Raw genomic sequence first — 17,551 nt, 5'->3', positions numbered from 1 at the left:
CATTTGCGCCTCGCTGTAATGAACAGAGCACCCTCAAACGGGTGAGGAGGAGCTGGCAATGAAAGCGGATGAATTCGCCGGACGTGTGCCATTGGTCGCCGGAGCCCATCGCGAGTGACACCATCACCGGACCCATCGACGACGCGCGGCAAACCTTAGAACTCCTTGCCGACGTTGGCATTTCCTACGCGGATGTGACTTCGACACTCGAACGCGAGGGAATTGAGAAGTTCCTCGGGTCCTGGAATTCGCTTGAACGGGCCGTCGCAACGGCGCTGGAACCCAGCTGACCCGCCATAACACCATTCGGCCGAGCCGATGACTGTCGTGGATCACAATAAGGCGAGGAAAGTCGTTGCCTTCCCCAGACCTCCGTAGGCCATTAATCGTATTGCGAGGGCAACGGGGCGTCGGATGGACCTCGTTGGTTGACGGCGCCCTCGAAGGGAGACGGCAATGCCCAACCATCAGCAGCTAACCCGTTTGGAGAGCGGGCGCGGTTTCATCGCGGCGCTCGACCAAAGTGGCGGTAGCACGCCGAAAGCCCTGAGCCTGTACGGCATCACACCGTCGCAGTACTCGTCCGAGTCGGAAATGTTCGACCTGATCCACGCCGAAAGAGTGCGGATCATCTCCAGCCGCGTCTTCGGCGCCGATCGTGTTCTCGGAGTGATCCTGTTCGAAGGAACTCTCGAGCGTGAAATCGGCGGCCAAGGCATCGCCCGATACCTGTGGGATGAGAGGGGCGTCCTGCCTTTTGTGAAAATAGATAAGGGATTAGGTGAGCCACGGGACGGCGTCCAGTTGATGAACGACATCTCGTCACTCGATGCGCTGCTAAAGAGGTGCCATTCGTCCGGCGCATTGGGGACGAAATCGCGCTCGGTTATACATTCAGCCGACGAGCGCGGGATTGGGCAGATCGTCGCGCAGCAGTTCGACTTAGGAGAACAAGTGCTGGCGGCTGATCTCGTACCGATTCTGGAACCGGAAGTTGACATCGACGCTTCCGATAAGGCCGAAGCTGAAGCGATGCTGAAAGCGGCAATCCTGGAGCGTTTGGCCGAGCTCGGCGGCCAGAAGGTCGCGATCAAGGTAACTATTCCGACCATCGACAACTTCTACGCTGAACTGATCGACCACCCGAACGTCGCTCGCGTCGTTGCGCTCTCTGGTGGCTACAGTCGCGCTGACGCTGTCGCCCGACTCGCACGCAACCATGGGCTCATCGCCAGCTTCAGTCGTGCGCTGTTGGAAGGGCTGACCGTCCAGCAGAGCGAGGAGCAGTTTGATCGCGTCCTGGACGCGTCAATCGAGGCAATATACCGTGCCTCAATTACCTGACCGGCATTCGGCGCGTCGAGCAGGTCAGCCAACGCCTGCGCGGTGCCGAGGTTCTCGATCAGAAACCCTATGCGCACAGGTACCTGAACCGTCCCCGGCTTGATGCCGTTTCCTTCGAGTCTGGAAGGACAATTTGATCATGCCGAAGAGGATTCCGGAGGAGACCATACTGCGAGCGACGGGTTGGAGCTCGACCATCTTGTTGAGTATCTGAACCTGTCGACCGCGTGCCAGAGGGTGGCGGCCCGGCTCGGTTTCAGGGCTGAGTCGCTGCGTCGTCGGGCTCGTAAGCGGCCGAGTTCATCGATCATCAAGAGGTCGACCTGACCAAGACACGACGACATCCTTGAGGTATCATCTACGTGACGCGGCTCACAGTCCGCGTTGGGCGAGACCCGTGACTGGCACGCTCTATGACGCGGCTCACAGTCCGCGTTGGGCGAAACCCGAGACCGGCACACTCTTCCCGTCCTTGACTATCCGTTTAGGGAGCAAGGAAAAATGTTTGACAAAAAATTCATAACCAATGCCATCGCGCGGAGCGCGGAAACGAAATTGGATCGCCGCAGTCTTTTCGCTATGGCTGGAATCGCCGGCGTGGGCGCTGCAGCGACGTTGGTGGCAGCGGACCCCGCGGTCGCCACAACACAGCCGACCGCGCCTGGAGCGACCGCTGTGCCGGGTGCGCCCAGTGACGCCTCGATTCTCAACTTCGCCCTGAACTTGGAGTACCTGGAAGCCGAGTTCTATTCCCGGTCGGTCACCGGAGCGGGTCTTCCGCTGAACATGACGACGGGAACGGGGACCCGCGGCGAAGTGAGCGGAGGACGTGCTGTCCCGTTCAAGACGCCGGCGATCAAGAAGTTCGCGCAAGAGATCGCCGGCGACGAGAAAGGGCACGTAGCCTTCCTCCGCCACGCCCTCGGCGCCGCTGCCGTCTCCCGACCGGCGATTTCACTGGATGCCAGTTTCACCGCCGCAGCGATGGCCGCGGGGCTGATCGGCAAGGGCCAGAGGTTCGACCCGTACGCCAACGAGTTGAACTTCCTCTTCGCCGCTTTCATCTTCGAAGACGTGGGTGTGACCGCGTTCAAGGGTGCTGCTCCGTTCATCGCGAACAAGACCTACCTGGATGCTGCAGCCGGCCTCTTGGCTGTCGAGGCGTACCACGCTGGGACCATCCGCGCGACGTTGTACGCCGAAGGGGTGGCAACACCCTCCGTGTACCCGACCGTGCAGAAGATCTCGGACGCTCGCGACAGTCTCGATGGCAGGACTGACGACGACCAGGGCATCGGCACCGCCGACGTGGCGAACATCGTCCCGACCGACGCCAACTCGATCGCCTTCAGCCGCACCGCCGCACAAGTTCTCAATGTGGTGTACCTGACCTCGGAGAGCGTGCATTCGGGCGGGTTCTACCCCGCCGGAGTGAACGGAGCGATCCGACAGAGCGGCGACTTCGACTACGACGGCGACTGACTCGTAGCACCGCGTATTTCGTTGTCGGCTCGGCTGGACTCCAGGGATGGCATCTTCTTATCATTCTGGCCGTCGTCCTTCTTCTCTTCGGTGCGCCGATGCTCGCTTTCGCGAAGGGCATGGGTCAGTCGATGGGGACCTTCCGTGGCGAAGTCAAGGCCTGATGACATCGGCTCGGCGTCGAGTGGAGAGGACGAACAAGTCCGGTGTGTGAGATGCAATACACACGAGTAATACACGATATCCGACACTAACTCGAACGGCGCGATTGTACTATTACGTCCAGTTATTGTTTAGAATGGTCAACCGGACCGAGCGACGCAACGGATAGACCGTGAAATCCGCAATCAGCAAAGGAACAACGACCTCATGACGAATGCGAGCGACTCGAGCCGCGGCGACTTCGAGTACCCTGACGAAGCCGGCTACCCAGATGGAGTCGGCACCCTCACTCAGGACCAGACTCTCCTCATCGATGAGGTGATCGAGGATGACCATGTCCCGGGATTCAGCTTCTTCGTTGTCAACGACGACAAGTCCCGGATCTACGAAGCCATCTCCGGCGACAGTGTGATCGCGGGCCTCACGTACAACGTCACCGGCGAGGACCGACTCGTGCTGCTGGCCACGGCAGTGTTCCCCGAGTATCGCAAACAAGGCATTGCGTCCGAACTGATCCGCCGGGTGCTCGACGACGTGCGCAAACGAGGAAAGACGGTCAGCATCATGTGCCCGATCGTCTGGGCCTTCATCGAGCGCAACCCGGAGTATGCCGACCTTGTCGACCCTAAGCATCCCGGTATGCCCAGGGCCGCACATCGGTCCTGACCCGCTGTCCTCGACAAGAGAAAATCCCCTAGTGACGCGGGTAATCACCTCGATCACGACGCGGCTCTCCGTGTTGGCTCGCCTCGGTGGGCGCTGGTGCCATTCCACCGATCACATGGCCTGCGACCGCGACGGGGGATGACCCGGGTGCCGATGATTCCGGATGCGCTGGCAACGCCGACTCTGGACGTGGTGGACGGCATCTCTCTGACACGAAATTTGAAATCAATGAATCGACCGCGCGAGGCCACCGGATTGGAAGCGAAGCTATTTCTACCCGAGAATCGCAGACCAATTCGTTTGCCGGTCGCGGCTCAAACCTCGTATCCGATCTATTGTCGGACGTCAAAGGTCCACGCCCAGGCGCCAGTCTGACCGTTGCTCTCCGAGAAGCGGTGAGGTCTGGCAAACTGCCCCCCGAAACGCGGCTACCTGCTTCTCGGGTGCTGGCCGCGGACCTTGGCCTCGCGCGGGGCACGGTGACAGAGTCCTACGCGGAACTAGTCGCCGAGGGATGGCTAATTGCCCGCCAAGGCTCGGGGACCAGAGTCGCAGGACTTGTGCGCACTCCCATCGAGCGCCCGGTTCCCGCTGGCGGAGTGGACCGCCGAAGGGCCGCCGGTGGGCAATCGCCGGGCTCAGGTGACTTCGCGGACTTTCCCTGGCAACCCTGGATCGCCGCCGCCCGTCGCGCTCTAAGCGCGGCCACGCACAGTACATTCGGCTACGGCGACCCGGCCGGACTGATGGAACTGCGCATTGCTGTGTCCGACTATCTGGCTCGAGTTCGTGGAGTGCGAGCGGGCCCCGAACGCATCGTCATCAATTCGGGGTTTCACCATGGACTTTCGCTCGTCGCTGAAGCGCTCAAGCAGCGCGGCGCGCGCGTGATTGCCGTCGAAAGCTATGGTCTAGCCCGCCACCGTAGCTTGCTAGCTGAGATCGGGCTGAGTACTCCCGCGCTTGCCGTTGACGACATGGGTGCGCGCGTAAGGGGACTGGACGAATTGACAGTCGACGCAGTGCTTCTGACACCTGCCCATCAATTCCCGCTTGGCGTCGCGTTGTCCCCGGAACGTCGGGCTGCAGCGCTTGACTGGGCCAGCCGCACCGATGGGTACATCCTCGAGGACGACTACGACGGTGAGTTCAGATACGACCGCAAGCCGATCGGGGCGTTACAAGGACTTGACCCGGAGCGCGTCGTCTACTTCGGGACAGCGAGCAAGTCGCTTGCGCCGGCATTGCGTTTGGGGTGGATGGCGGTTCCCAATAGCCTTCTGGGCGATGTGCTCTCGGCAAAGGGGCAGGTCGAAACGGTCAGCGTTGTAGACCAGCTCACGTTTACCGAGTTCATCACCTCTGGAGCGTTTGATCGACATGTCCGCACGCGCAGGCGGCTATACCGACGACGGCGCCGCCAGCTTACGACAGCCCTGTCTCTGGCCGTACCGCATGCACGTGTGCGAGGAATGGCGGCAGGGCTTGAGGCGGTGGTTGAACTTCCCCCCGGCGCAGAAGCTCAGGTTCTTCGAATTGCAGCCGCTAGCGGACTGGGGGTCACCGGGCTGTCCGAATACCGACACGAAGGATTGGACCCCGGCACATCCGTTGACGAGGGTCTTGTCATCAATTACTCAGCGGTATCCGACTCTGCGTGGGCGGAGATGTTAGAACGCTTATGCATGGTGGTGCGCCAGGGCGTCGAGGGGCTCTAGGTCGCGCTGCATCGGTGAGCGCACGTCCCGCCGTCATCTTGGCGATGTTCGCGTGAGGATGGAGAGTGTCGCCCTCCTCGAAAGGCCATCCCAATCGAGCGGCCAGAAGCGCCGCAATGGTCGACTTGCCGGAACCGGACACGCTCATCTCGACAGGAACGACCGGTTTCTGAATCACCGTCCCGCCGTCATTGCCGTTGGCCCCGCCCGTCGCTGTGGCCTTAGCTGACCTCACGGTCGGTTCGTTGGGGCTCCTTGTCGAGATACTCGTTGATCGCGTATTCAATGATCGAAAGCCAGTCGGTGCCCGTAGTCCGAGGGTCGTCGATGATTCCGGGCCGAGTGAGGTCAAAGATCGGGTCGCCCTCCGCCCCCGCCGTGGTGACGCAACGCAGAACGCCAACAGGGTTGCCCTCCGGGCTCGAGATCGCCCATTGGTACGTGGCGTCTCTCGTAACGTGCCATTCCCGTTCCTTGAACGTGAGAACGGCCCTGTTAGTGTCAAGAATTGATTCCAGCACTTGACCTCCCGGACACTTGGTCCATGTCGAAAATGGTCGATTTCGTCCAGTATTGACCATGACAAGGACGATGTCGAATCGTCGCTGGAACTCCCGAGGTACTGGCGCACAGCAAGACTAAGAATCGCAATCCGCCCGCAACCTCATTTTGGTCCGAATACGAGTCACCGCTTGTAACGCCCGGTGGACACCGAACCACTTTTCGCGTCGCGGAATATTACGCCAGCGAACTCTCCGGCCTCAACCACCCATTCGAGGTCGTAGCTCGCGCGGTAGCTCGGTGGCCAGAACGACCAGAACTTACCTCCGTCGTCCAGATACCACTCGCCCTCAGTGGGCCGGCCGCGCTCGACGAAGGTCGTCCGACCGTCCGCCAGAAACACCTGGGTTGAACCGTCTTCGTACACTAATTCGCCCGCCGTGATCGCGCGGGGGATGTCCTCGGCGTCGATCGGGGCGCCGTTCTCCGGACGTGCATTTTTCGGGTGATCGCTCATCGTTCCTCCAGATTGAGAAGTTTGGCTAAACTGAACCCTATCGTCCACTATTGTATTTGGCATAGCCATGGTTTCGACACCATGGCGCAATGAATGGAAGGGAATACCGGACGCTACGGTATGCACATGACTGACACATTTACAACCGAGCCCGAGTACATCGTCGAACACGAGGACGGTCCGCTCGCGGGGACCAGCGACCGGCGAATCCTCATCAACGGCAAAGTTGACCCTCGCATCGCGTCGATAGCTGCAGTTCGCGGGCTGGAATCGGTTTTCTGGTACGTCGCCGGTGAAGCGCGCGATATCAACGGCGAGATGTACGTGAAGTACTACTTCGACGTGCCGGACAGCGACCCTGTGAAGACGGTCCGCGACACGGAATCCAACTGAGACCCACCCGTCACGCTCAAGGAGCCGAGATGAAACCGGAACACAAGGGTGACCCCGCATTCGTCGTGCAGAAGAACGAGAGCAACCGCACGTGGGAAGCGCTCCTCGACGGCGAGCTCGTTGGGGTTGTCGTTTACGAGCAGGTCGGAACTGCGCGCTTGGCGTTGACACACGCGGCTATCGAAGAACACCATCGGAAGCGCGGCATCGGGACGAACCTTATCTCCACGATGCTCAATGACCTCCGAGCGAATCATCAGACCATCACAGTTTGGTGTGACGCTGTAGTTGACTTTCTCGAGAAGCACCCGGAATATCGCGACCTCGTCGACCCTACAGAGCCTGGCCGTGCACCCGTGGCCCATCGGGGTGCGGCAGAAAAGTGACCGGCGCTGGATTCGGACCCCCTGACCCCCGGCATCCTGCCGCCCAGAGCTACGACGACGAGTCGATCAGGCAGTTAGCCGATCGCCCACTGTCCCGCGGATACGTTGATGTCGCTTCGTCCTCCTTCGACATGCAAATCCTTCACGATGTGCCCCACTCAATGTTCACGGCACGAATTGACGGAGAGGATGGGGCGACTCTGCCCTATCGTCGCGTGGCAGGGCGGATCGTCCTGCAGAAAACGACAGTCGAGCCAAAGTTCCGGGGCAGCGGCGTGGCGACGGAGTTCATCGGGCGGGTGCTTGACGATCTTCGTCAGCAGAACGCGAAAATCGCAATCTACTGTCCGATCGTGCGGGCCTTCGTCGACGCTCATCCGCAATACGCCGGCATGGTCGACCAGAAGCGTCCGGGACTCAGCTCGGGCATCGTCGCCGAGGCAGCTCACCCCGATCACTCGCAGGCAGGCGAGAGTGTCGAGGACGAATCAGAACGGTGACATCTTCGAGCCCGATGACGAGAGACGATGTCGGCGCAGTTCCACAAACCTGGAGGATCGGGGAGGCACCCCTGGTCGCTGTCCTCAGGTCACTTGGATGCAGCGAAGGTTCGGAGATACGCGATTGCTCCAGTGAGAGACGTTTCCAGCGGGGAAATATCCTTGCAGGTTTGACACAGGAGCAAACCTCCTTGGAGCGCCGCTAGGAACGTTGTCGCCAGAAACGCTGCATCGGTGTCCTGGCGCACCAGGCCCATGTCTTTCATCTGCTGAACGCCGTTATGGAAGGCTCGTTCCCACCGCTGGAAGCTCCTCACGAGCACATTGCGTGTGAGTTCGTCAGCGTCTGCTAGCTCACTGGCCAACGCACCCAGGGGACATCCGACGCCGCACCCGTTTTCTCGCTGAAGGTCGACGACAAAATCGCGCCACGCATCCCAGCTCTCCCAACCACGAACGTTGGTCAGATGCGGCTCCTGCCCACCGAGCACGAGGTCAGCTTGCATTTCGACTACCGCGCGTACGAGCTCGTTCTTGTCGTCGAAATAGTGGTAAATCTGCGACTTTCCCACGCCGGCGGTCTCGCAGACACATTCGATCGTGGTCCCTGCCACCCCATCGTGAAGCATTAATGTTGCGGCAGTGGCGACGATCCTCGCTCGGGTGCGCTCACCCTTCACAGTAAATGGACGATCTAGTGCAGTGTGTGTCACGATCTCTCCCGGGTTTAGAACTCGATTTTACATTCGATACTCGATAGAAATGGACTATATCGTCCCGTTTGCCGTGGAACAAACTTTCTCGCTGGGGGCGCAATCTCGGAGTCTTCTGAGGCGTTCGGAAAGGGCTGGACGATGGCCAACCTTGCCTTCCCGCAGATTCACTGATGTTCATTCGTCTCTGAGGTTGCTCGGACGCACGACAAGCATTCAGCCACACGGCCGGTTCGATGGCGAAGAGGGAACTCCCTGGCTCAAAATGTGTCTTTCGAGCCGCCTTCGAGTCACCTTGCCTATTTCGAGTCGCCGTTGCGCCGGGGAGCCCCTGGAACAGAACGGTAGCGACCGGAATTGCCTGTGACGTAGCCCGAGCGCGGCGTGACTAAGTGGTGACCGAGATGCGAACGACCTCGAAATCCAAGGACATGGCCCGACCAATACGCGCTTCCGTAACGAGCCTGTAAATTGCACGTCTTCCGGAACTGGACTCAGACGTCCAGAAAACTCGTGAATGTGTGACGCTGCGGTCGCATACCAGCGGAGTCGATAATGCGGGTCGCCTGATCAGACGGCACTTCTTGGCTCCTTCAACACCCATCTCGGTCGTACGATGGGCCATGTGGAGGAAAGTTCGGAGAGGGGCGCGGTGACGCGATTGACGTCGCGCGGCGCGAAGACGCGATCAAAAATAGTTGAAACTGCTGCTGATCTCATTCGTGTGCGAGGAGTAGGTGGCACAACACTGGACGACGTCGTCTCAGCGGGCAATGTCAGCAAGTCTCAGCTGTATCGACACTTCGAAGACAAGTCAGCGCTCGTGCGGGCGGTAATCGAATACGTCGGCGACCAAAAGATCTCCGGCGAACGAGAACGCTTGGAAAAGGTTCGGACGTTCGCCGGCCTGCAACGTTGGCGAGATGCGATCGTCGAGAATAACGCTCTGCATGAGGGCCGGTATGGATGCGCTTTGGGCTCGCTTGCGAACGAGGTCTCGGAGCACGACGCAATCGCCCGAAAGAAGATGCAGGAGCTTTTCACCGCTTGGCAGCAACTTTTCGTAGACCTTCTCCGAAGGTTCGAGCAGGAAGGTGTCATCCCGGCGGACATTGATATCGACCAGATTGCGACAGGGTTCGTGGCGGCGGTCCAAGGCGGATATTTATTGGCACAAACAGCGCTCGACGTGGCGCCGATGGCATCTTCGATAGATATGGCGATCTCGCACCTGCGCTTACTGTCGCGTGAAGAGGTTGAGGCGTCTGTAGCCAATGCCTAGCGGCGGTCCCCGGAGGCTCCTGCATCATCAGGTTATTGACATGCGCACCCGAGTGCTCCGCCAACGCTGCAGCCGGTAGGGCACCGGCGGGTTGAGAACAAGCAATCTCGGGCTTCTGCGTATCGGATCTTTCGAAAACCGGCGCGAACGCGTGCGGGGGCCGCACCAGGTAGCCCAGAAATCGACGAGGACGATGACGTACTGCTTCTGGCACTGCAATGTGTCCCGAAGCCTCTCTGACGCGGCGTGCCCACGCGCGTCCGCGGCTCGAGCGCCCCTGTCGGATTGAAGGCGGCGAGCAACTCACTTTTGAACTAGAGATTACATTCTTCTCTTGCTAAAAAAGGGACTAGATAGTCCCACTGAGCAGGAAGCAGGAATATGAGCAACACACAGTCGGTGGAGGATCTGGCGATCCTCGAGCAACTCAACCTCGACTACAACGAGGCGGACCAGGCCAGCGATGCTGAGCGCTTTCGTGACCTGCTAGCCGATGACTTGGTCGTGCAGACTCCGGGCGTCACCCGAAACCGCGAAGAGTACCTGGAGTACATCGGGCGGCCACGCCCCTTCAAGGACCTGGCTCTTCTAGAGTCCAGGATCCGACTTTTCGGTGACATTGCGCTAATCCACGGTCGTGCCCGCTACACGTTGGTCGATGGTGGCTTGGTGCAGGAAGCACTGTATACGGACGCTTACCAGAAGCGCGAGGGTACCTGGGTGTGCATCTCGGCCTGCGCGATCGCGCCGGGAGCCTGACCTGTCAGCACACAACTTGGCAACCGAGGCAGTCTCAGTAGTCGACGAAATCGCCCGGCGTCCGCGACCTCGGCTGGCATTCGTGTCGGCGGTAGTCGCACTGCTGGCTGCGTTCGCCGCAGTCGGATCGACGGTACCGCTCTTCAACGTGTACCGAGCCGAGGACGGATTCACCAACGCGGGCATCTCAGTTGCGGTTGTCGTCTACTCGGCCGCCACGCTCACTACGTTGCTGGTTCTTGGGCGACTGTCAAATCATCTGGGTCGCCGACCAATCTCAATCGCCAGTCTCAGCTTGCTCTTGTTGGGGTGCGTGCTGTTACTGAACGTGCACGAAATTGGCACCCTCGTGGGAGGTCGACTTCTCTTGGGAATCGGCGCCGGGCTGGCAAGCAGCAGCCTCACCTCGTACATTGTCGACACCGCACCGGCAAGGCCCGCTTGGCTTGCCTCCGTCGCCTCTAGCCAGACCGTCATGCTTGGACTCGCGGTCGGTGCTGTCGCGTCCGGTGCTCTTATTCAACTCGCGCCTTGGCCACGTCAGCTCATCTACCTAGTCGCCATCGGCATCCTTCTTGTGTCGGTCTTCCTCATTGCCATAAGCCCCGAGACAGTGGCTCGCAAGCGGGGCGCGAGACGGTCGATGAGACCGAGCATCCACGTGCCGGTCAGAGTTCGACACCTGCTTCCCGTCACAGCGGCTGTCCTGCTATCCACGTGGTCAGTCGGAGCTTTTTACCAAGCGTTTGTGCCTGCGCTCGTTGAAAACCAGCTTCACACTTCCAGCCCGCTCATCCTCGGGCTCGTGTTCGCTGCATACATGGGCCCCAGTGCCCTAGGCGCCCCGCTCGGCAGCCGATTCGCGCCCGCGACCGCGCAACGCATCGGGATGGGTGCCTTCGTGGTTGGCATCGCCGGCATCATCACAGCGATCGCCACAGGCACGCTTCTGTTGTTCATTGTCTCGACCATCGTCGCCGGCGCCGCTCAAGGGATAGCCATCAGTGCAGCCACCCGGGGCCTCCTGTACGGCAGCACGCTCGGCGACCGCGCGGCAACCTTCAGCGTCATTTACCTCATCAGTTACAGCGGCGCCACTATTCCCGCGTTCATCGCGGGCCAGCTTTCCAACATGTTCTCGCTCCCGCAGATTGTTCTCGGCTACGGCGTATTCGCACTGGTAGCCACGGTCTACACCCTCCTCGGCGCACGCAATCCTCGCAACGACACCACGACCAACAGCGGGAGTGCGTAGCCATGGGAACCCGTTGGCCGCAAGCCGTGAAGATGGCCCTGTGGTGCGGAGATGTCATCGGGACGCGTCCACGACACTGTTCTTGAGTTGCCGCCACGAAGCCTCAAACTTGGTGATTCCGTCGCTGAGGAGCTTGTCAGTGACCTTTTCGTACGGGATTCCGGCTGAACTCAGACGCCTGAAAACGTCGACGGCTTCGTCGTAGTGACCGATGACAGCGTCAGTGGACACAACGCCGTGGTCGACAAACGCCTCTAACGTTGCCGGCGGCATCGTGATGATGGTTTCAGGCGCAACGAGTTCGTCGACATAGAACGTGTCCGGTAGGTCTGGGTCCTTGACACCGGTTGATGCCCAAAGCAGGCGCTGCGTGTTCGCACCGCGCGCGAGAAGGCGCTGTGCGCGTGCGCTGGAAAACTCTTCCTGGTACACCCGATACGCCAGGCGTGCGTTAGCGACACCCAAAGCGCCGCGCAGCTCGGCCGTGTCAGGAGTCTCGAGATCCCCGAGGCGATCATCGACTTCATCATCGACGGGCGAGACGAAGAAGGAAGCGACCGAGAAGATCGTTGCTATGTCGCGCCCGGCCAGCTCTGCGCGCTCGAGGCCGGACAGGTACGCCTGGATCACCAGACGATAGATGTCGATGCTGAATAGAAGGGTGGCGTTGACGCTGATTCCTGATGCGATCGCTTCAGCGATTGCATCGATGCCCTCCGATGTGGCTGGGATCGTGATCATGATGTTTGGTCTATTCAGCGTCCTCAACAAACGGTTGGCCCGCTCGAAAGTCTGATGCGCTTGATACGCGAATGTGGGATCGATTCCGACTGAAACCCGACCATCTAGACCCTGGGTTCTCTGATACGTCGGTTCGAGAAGTTCCGCAGCTCGGAGAACATCGGCTGCAATAAGTGAGTCGACGGCCTCCTCCACCGTTGACCCCCGCTCCGAAAGTGTGCGCAATTGCGTTTCGTACGCAGCTGTCCCAGCGACTGCCGACGCGAAGATTGCCGGATTCGTGGTCACGCCGACAACATCTCGCGTTGCGATCAAAGTGGCGAGTGCACCCGATTCGAGTCGGTCACGCGACAGGTCATCCAGCCAAATACTCACCCCCGCTTGTCTGAGCAAGTCCGTACTAGACCGGGTTGAATTGCGGTTCGTCTCAGCTGTTTCCGTTGGGAGGTCTTCTGCCGGGCTCATGAGGTGCCACCTTTCAGCGCATGTCGAGAACTGAGGCTGCTGCTGCGATCCAATCCAGGTGGATGCCAGGGTGTCGCTAAAGTCGACGTCGCTCAAGCCGTCAGTACTACATCCATTCCTAACCTGGTGTGAATGTAATATCGAGTCCACAAGTCACGTCGTGCGCGGTTGGCGTGCAAACTGACCTTGGCATTGTCCTTGTCGACGCGCGGCTGACGAGGACGCCTACGCGCCGTCATTAGAGCCTGGACGCCATGGGCACCCTCACCTTCCGAGTGCACATATCGTCAGTTAACACGGGAGCCTATTTCCATAAGGGAGCTCAAATTGAAAGCAATCACCGTAACTGATCGCGCCGCCGGGACCGCTGGACTGTCACTACAGGACCGTCCCTACCCTCACGCTGCAGAGAACGATGTCGTCGTTCGCGTTCATGCGGCGGGATTCACACCGGGCGAACTGGAATGGCCGTCGACCTGGGTAGACCGAGCCGGCCGGGAGCGAACGCCAACCATCCCCGGACATGAGGTGGCGGGCGTCGTCGCCGAACTCGGCTACGGCACTACCGGCCTAACCGTAGGACAACGTGTCTTTGGCGTTGCCGATTGGGCCCGTGACGGCAGCCTGGCTGAGTATGTGGCGATCGAAGCACGTAACCTCGCACCGCTGCCCGCCGACGTCGACTTCATTACCGCTGCGAGTCTCCCGATCTCTGGGCTGACTGCATGGCAAGGCCTGTTTGAGCATGGATCGCTGCTTCCTGGACAGACTGTGCTTGTTGCCGGCGCCGCGGGCGGCGTCGGAACCGTCGTAACTCAACTCGCCCGTGACGCTGGTGCCTTCGTTATCGGAGCTGGACGGGAGGCACAGCGGCAGCGTATCGCGGAAGCTGGCGCGCATCGCTTCCTCGATCTGGACCAGGACAGCATGGACGATGACCAGGACGTGGACCTTCTCTTCGACGCCCTCGGGGGTGACGTTGGGTCGCGTTTGACAGGTCGAGTGCGGGCTGGTGGGACAACGATCTCAATCGCGAACCCGCCGGTTCTCCCACGCTCCGACATCAGCGCATACTTCTTTGTTGTGGAGACCAGCCGTGTGCAACTCACCGAGCTGATTGAACGAGTGCGGTCCGGCCGTCTCCGCACGTTCGTCGGAGATGTGGTGTCTCTCGACGAAGCAGCAGCCGCATTTTCGATGAGAAAGTCCAGCCTCGGAAAGGTCATCGTCGCGACCACCGCTGACTAAACAACTGCGACGACGAGGACTACGTCCCAAATCGACACACGGGCATGTGTTATGAGGCGCCAGTCTCGTCGGGCCCCGGAGCAAACGTCCGCAGGTGGTCAACGGCGGCGTACAGAGAGTCCCGTAACGGCGTGATGTCGCGAGTGATCTGCGCGAGGAGCATGCCACCTTGGTAGGCAGCGACGAACATGTGGGCAAGCCGTACCGGATCGGCCGAGGCGTTGATGCGACCGAGCTGCTGCATCCGATCGAGCCCCTCACGGAAGATGTCTCGCCATTGCTCGAATGCGCGCGCCAGTTGGTCGTGAATGTCGAGATCGGTTTTGACGATCTCGCTCGCGAGGGAACCCAGGCTGCAACCGTCCTCGAACGGGCGACCGGAAAGGACGTAGAAGTCCGCCCAGTCTTGAAACGCGTCGACGCTGTCGAAACCTGCGAATCGTTCGCTGCGGTGAAACTCGAGGATGTGGTCTGCCTGCCAGCCGATAACCCCGCCAACGAGGCTTTCCTTGGTCGGGAAGTAGTGGGTGAGCTGTGATCCGCTGACGCCGGCGGCACTTCGGAGGGCCTCATTGTTCGTCGCCTGGAGGCCATTCGCGTAGATCAGCTCCGCAGCGTGCTGCAAGATGCGGGCGCGCGTCGCCACCCCTTTGGTTGTGAGTTTCAGCCGCATTTGAGGTTCGGTCGTACTCTCCATTCCGTCACTCTAACAAAAAGTGGGTTTGACAACCCATTCCGGCATAGTGTTGACTGCTAAAAGCGGACGAAATCGTCCAGCAATTTAATTTGGAGGCCCACTTACATGTCCCGACTGACAGCCCCTCAACGCGAAGAGATCCCGGACGGCACGCAAAGCATCCTCGACGGAGTTCGGGCTCAGTTCGGCTTCGCGCCGGGCATGTTCGACACGATTTCTGCGAACCCGGTAGTGCTCGAGATCGTGATGACGCTGCAGCGCAGCATCGGCCGTCTTCTCGACGCGAAGACCCGGCACACGATTGCGTTGGCTGTCTCCCACTCCAACGACTGCGATTACTGCCAGGCTCTGCACACGTACGTGTCATCGGAGCTCGGTGGAATGTCGACCGATGACATCGAGTTGGCCCGCACTGGGAGCTCGACGGACCCTCGTCGCGCGGCCGTGGCTCGCTTCGTGCAACGAGTTATCGAGACCCGCGGGCAGGTCGGCGACGCTGATATCGCGGGGGTACGCGGGGCCGGATACGGTGATGCTGAGATCCTGTCGATCGTCACCATTGCGGTTGTGTACCTTCTCACGAACTACATCAACAACGTCAATCAGACGGTCGTCGACATTCCCGCCGTCGATGGTCAGGCAGCCTGAGATGTCGGGTTCTGAGATCTACGAGAAGTTCCTTGCGCTGCATACCCGCGAGGGAGGCGTCGTCATGCCGAATGCTTGGGACGGCCTCTCGGCGCAGCTCCTTGCCGATTCCGGCTTCGAGGCGATCGCGACGTCCTCCTTTGCCCTCGCCGCGTCTCTCGGGCGACAGGATGGGCGGCACCAAGTAACCCGCGATGAGCACCTCGCACACGCTGGGCTGCTCGCTCGCCTGACCGGACTGCCCGTCAACGGCGACTTCGAGGACGGCTACGGTGATACGCCCGAAGACGTTGCTGCGACCGTGAACGCGGCGATCGGGCACGGGCTGGCCGGGATCGGGATCGAGGACACGTCCGGTGACCCAGACCGGCCGATCCGCGAGTTCGATGAGGCGGTCGCTCGCGTCCGCGCCGCGGTAGAGGCGGGCAAGGGGCGCATCGTGGTCACTGGTCGCACGGATAATTACTTACAGGGGCGGCCCGATCTTGACGACACGATCCGCCGTCTCACCGCCTTCGCTGAGGTCGGGGCTGACGTGGTCTATGCACCATACCCGTCCGACCTCGATTCGCTTCGCGCGATCATCTCTGCGGTGGCACCGACTCCGGTCAACGTCCTCATCTCGCCGGCCGACGCGGTGCTCACCGTCGCCGAACTGCGGTCGATCGGTGTTAAGCGGATCAGTCTCGGCCCGGCGCTCTACGCCCACGCGATGGGCGCCCTCGAAGAGGCGGTCGGCGCACTCTCGCGTGGCGACCTTGCGACCGCGACGACTGGCATGGACTTCGCGCGGATGAGCGATCTCCTCGGCCGCGGTGCGCGCTGACAGTCGTCTGATCGACCGGCGCCTCATATCTATTACCCCATCGACCATCTATAACGACGAAAGAAGGACCAATCATGGATCTCGACAAGCTCATGGGCAAGCACCTCACGCGCTACTTCGACGGCAGCAAAACCATTCCGGAGGAGACGCTCCAGCAGCTGCTGCGATTTCTCCGCTCGACGCCGTCATCAGTGAACGTGCAGCCGAATCACTTCTATGTCCTCTCCACCGAGGCAGGGAAGAGGAAGCTCGCAGATAACCTGGGCGAGCGTTTCCAGGACAACGCCGAGAAGGTGATGAACGCGTCGCACGCAATCATTCTCGCCACGCGGACAGACGTGCCTGAGGAACACCTTGAAGCGGTCTTCGCGAAAGAACGTGCGGACGGCCGATTCCCCGACTCCGCAAAGCAGGAACTATGGGAGTCGATGACCCGCGACTTCCTCAACATTCGAAACTCCACCCACAAGGATCTGGACCACTGGATGGAGAAGCAGACCTACATGGCAATGGGGATGACGATGATGGCTGCTGCTGAGCTCGGCATCGACGCCACACCACTTGAGGGCTTCGATCGAGCCAGCGTCGACGAGGCGTTCGGAATCCGCGAGACCGGATACACGACAACGGTGCTCATGGCACTTGGCTACCCCGATGCGGCCAAGGCGTACGGCACCCCGATCTCGCGGTTCCACCCCGACCGGCTGTTCACCTTCATCTGAACCGCGGACCCGGCACGTCGACGGCGTGCCGGGTCTCTGAATCGGTCCATGACAGGACCTCGCCGATCGTCTTGCCGACCCACACGAATATCAAGGAGACCGAAAATGCAAAAGGACGTGAGCCTGCAGGAGCGATCGGCCACGCATGCCGAGAAACTGCCCGGAGCCGAGCGGAGCCACCAGGCCACAGGTGACTGGGAGGTATGGAAAGTCTCAGGCAAGGTGTTCATGCTCCAGACGGCCATGCCCGGAGAGCCGGTCGTGATCCTCAAAGCGGATCCTGCCGATGCGTTGGCGCTACGCGAAACTCAGCCAGGAATCACCCGCGGCTACCACATGGACAAGACTCACTGGATCACGCTTCACCCTGGAAACGGTCTCGGATTGGGGCTTGTCGACGATCTCGTCACGGAATCGTATCTTCTCGTAGTCGAGGGGCTCCCACGGGCCCAGCGTCCCATCGATCCTCAAGCGTTCCGACACTCGCAGACGCGAGACTGAGCGGGCGCAACCAGATTTTGTCCGA

The 17,551-nt window shown here is 60.5% G+C and carries 21 protein-coding genes; 17 read left to right on the top strand and 4 right to left on the bottom strand.

Going from position 1 to position 17,551, the window contains the following annotated elements; genetic code table 11:
• The first annotated feature begins 68 nt into the window (after positions 1-68).
• From ACV7NN_RS07750 to pdxR, 6 genes are all read left to right on the top strand, one after another.
• A complete protein-coding gene (locus ACV7NN_RS07750; protein WP_463348994.1) occupies positions 69-290 on the top strand; it encodes a hypothetical protein in 222 nt (73 codons plus the stop codon).
• Positions 291-456: 166 nt separating this feature from the next.
• On the top strand, positions 457-1,344 hold the full coding sequence (locus ACV7NN_RS07745) for a fructose bisphosphate aldolase (protein WP_463348993.1): 888 nt from the start codon (positions 457-459) through the stop codon (positions 1,342-1,344).
• Positions 1,345-1,923: 579 nt separating this feature from the next.
• Positions 1,924-2,826, top strand: coding sequence for a ferritin-like domain-containing protein (locus ACV7NN_RS07740; RefSeq protein WP_463348992.1), 903 nt, complete (start codon positions 1,924-1,926; stop codon positions 2,824-2,826).
• Complete coding sequence (locus ACV7NN_RS07735) at positions 2,823-2,990, top strand: twin-arginine translocase TatA/TatE family subunit (protein WP_463351258.1); 168 nt, start codon at positions 2,823-2,825, stop codon at positions 2,988-2,990. Before ACV7NN_RS07740 ends, ACV7NN_RS07735 begins: the two co-directional genes overlap by 4 nt.
• A gap of 205 nt (positions 2,991-3,195) precedes the next feature.
• Positions 3,196-3,654, top strand: a complete 459-nt coding sequence (locus ACV7NN_RS07730; protein WP_463348991.1) for a GNAT family N-acetyltransferase — start codon at positions 3,196-3,198, stop codon at positions 3,652-3,654.
• Between the two features lie 86 nt (positions 3,655-3,740).
• The gene (pdxR, locus tag ACV7NN_RS07725; RefSeq protein WP_463348990.1) at positions 3,741-5,372 is read left to right on the top strand and encodes a MocR-like pyridoxine biosynthesis transcription factor PdxR; all 1,632 of its coding nucleotides are present in this window, start codon (positions 3,741-3,743) and stop codon (positions 5,370-5,372) included.
• A gap of 685 nt (positions 5,373-6,057) precedes the next feature.
• Here pdxR and ACV7NN_RS07720 read toward each other — a convergent pair.
• Positions 6,058-6,390, bottom strand: a complete 333-nt coding sequence (locus ACV7NN_RS07720) for a hypothetical protein (protein WP_463348989.1) — start codon at positions 6,388-6,390, stop codon at positions 6,058-6,060.
• Between the two features lie 126 nt (positions 6,391-6,516).
• On the opposite strand from ACV7NN_RS07720, the gene ACV7NN_RS07715 reads away from it, so the two are divergent.
• The 3 genes from ACV7NN_RS07715 (at position 6,517) to ACV7NN_RS07705 (ending at position 7,669) form a co-directional block, all read left to right on the top strand.
• Positions 6,517-6,783: a hypothetical protein gene (locus ACV7NN_RS07715; RefSeq protein ID WP_463348988.1), complete on the top strand. Its 267-nt coding sequence runs from the start codon at positions 6,517-6,519 to the stop codon at positions 6,781-6,783.
• A 29-nt stretch (positions 6,784-6,812) separates the two neighbouring features.
• On the top strand, positions 6,813-7,169 hold the full coding sequence (locus ACV7NN_RS07710) for a GNAT family N-acetyltransferase (RefSeq protein WP_463348987.1): 357 nt from the start codon (positions 6,813-6,815) through the stop codon (positions 7,167-7,169).
• Between the two features lie 161 nt (positions 7,170-7,330).
• Complete coding sequence (locus ACV7NN_RS07705) at positions 7,331-7,669, top strand: GNAT family N-acetyltransferase (protein WP_463348986.1); 339 nt, start codon at positions 7,331-7,333, stop codon at positions 7,667-7,669.
• Positions 7,670-7,758: 89 nt separating this feature from the next.
• Here the strand turns inward: ACV7NN_RS07705 and ACV7NN_RS07700 are convergent, their stop codons facing one another.
• Positions 7,759-8,382, bottom strand: a complete 624-nt coding sequence (locus tag ACV7NN_RS07700) for a TetR/AcrR family transcriptional regulator (RefSeq protein WP_463348985.1) — start codon at positions 8,380-8,382, stop codon at positions 7,759-7,761.
• A 625-nt stretch (positions 8,383-9,007) separates the two neighbouring features.
• Here ACV7NN_RS07700 and ACV7NN_RS07695 point away from each other — a divergent pair.
• The 3 genes from ACV7NN_RS07695 to ACV7NN_RS07685 all read left to right on the top strand — a co-directional run bounded on the left by ACV7NN_RS07695 (position 9,008) and on the right by ACV7NN_RS07685 (position 11,678).
• Positions 9,008-9,664, top strand: a complete 657-nt coding sequence (locus ACV7NN_RS07695) for a TetR/AcrR family transcriptional regulator (protein ID WP_463348984.1) — start codon at positions 9,008-9,010, stop codon at positions 9,662-9,664.
• 381 nt (positions 9,665-10,045) lie between these two features.
• The gene (locus ACV7NN_RS07690) at positions 10,046-10,423 is read left to right on the top strand and encodes a nuclear transport factor 2 family protein (protein ID WP_463348983.1); all 378 of its coding nucleotides are present in this window, start codon (positions 10,046-10,048) and stop codon (positions 10,421-10,423) included.
• Positions 10,323-11,678 (top strand): MFS transporter, encoded by a 1,356-nt coding sequence (locus ACV7NN_RS07685; protein ID WP_463348982.1) that lies wholly within the window; start codon positions 10,323-10,325, stop codon positions 11,676-11,678. Before ACV7NN_RS07690 ends, ACV7NN_RS07685 begins: the two co-directional genes overlap by 101 nt.
• Positions 11,679-11,732: 54 nt before the next feature.
• Here ACV7NN_RS07685 and tal read toward each other — a convergent pair whose 3' ends face one another.
• Entirely contained in the window at positions 11,733-12,884 is a 1,152-nt protein-coding gene (gene tal / locus ACV7NN_RS07680; RefSeq protein ID WP_463351257.1) for a transaldolase, read from the bottom strand.
• A 327-nt stretch (positions 12,885-13,211) separates the two neighbouring features.
• Between tal and ACV7NN_RS07675 the strand changes: the two genes are divergently transcribed.
• Positions 13,212-14,132, top strand: a complete 921-nt coding sequence (locus ACV7NN_RS07675) for an NADP-dependent oxidoreductase (RefSeq protein WP_463348981.1) — start codon at positions 13,212-13,214, stop codon at positions 14,130-14,132.
• 49 nt (positions 14,133-14,181) lie between these two features.
• On the opposite strand, the gene ACV7NN_RS07670 is transcribed toward ACV7NN_RS07675, so the two are convergent.
• Positions 14,182-14,829, bottom strand: a complete 648-nt coding sequence (locus ACV7NN_RS07670) for a TetR/AcrR family transcriptional regulator (RefSeq protein ID WP_463348980.1) — start codon at positions 14,827-14,829, stop codon at positions 14,182-14,184.
• A gap of 105 nt (positions 14,830-14,934) precedes the next feature.
• Here ACV7NN_RS07670 and ACV7NN_RS07665 point away from each other — a divergent pair, with 105 nt between their 5' ends.
• The 4 genes from ACV7NN_RS07665 to ACV7NN_RS07650 all read left to right on the top strand — a co-directional run bounded on the left by ACV7NN_RS07665 (position 14,935) and on the right by ACV7NN_RS07650 (position 17,526).
• Positions 14,935-15,477, top strand: a complete 543-nt coding sequence (locus ACV7NN_RS07665; protein ID WP_463348979.1) for a carboxymuconolactone decarboxylase family protein — start codon at positions 14,935-14,937, stop codon at positions 15,475-15,477.
• 1 nt (position 15,478) lies between these two features.
• Positions 15,479-16,303: an isocitrate lyase/PEP mutase family protein gene (locus ACV7NN_RS07660; RefSeq protein ID WP_463348978.1), complete on the top strand. Its 825-nt coding sequence runs from the start codon at positions 15,479-15,481 to the stop codon at positions 16,301-16,303.
• Between the two features lie 74 nt (positions 16,304-16,377).
• Positions 16,378-17,025 carry a nitroreductase family protein gene (locus ACV7NN_RS07655; protein ID WP_463348977.1) on the top strand — a complete coding sequence of 216 codons (648 nt, stop codon included), beginning with the start codon at positions 16,378-16,380 and terminating at the stop codon, positions 17,023-17,025.
• Positions 17,026-17,130: 105 nt separating this feature from the next.
• Positions 17,131-17,526, top strand: a complete 396-nt coding sequence (locus ACV7NN_RS07650; protein WP_463348976.1) for an MmcQ/YjbR family DNA-binding protein — start codon at positions 17,131-17,133, stop codon at positions 17,524-17,526.
• Positions 17,527-17,551 lie beyond the last annotated feature (25 nt).

The sequence above is a fragment of the Leifsonia sp. Ger2509 genome (assembly GCF_055231915.1).
The sequence above is the reverse complement of the archived record's forward strand: the minus strand, read 5'-3'. Positions and strand labels throughout refer to the sequence as shown.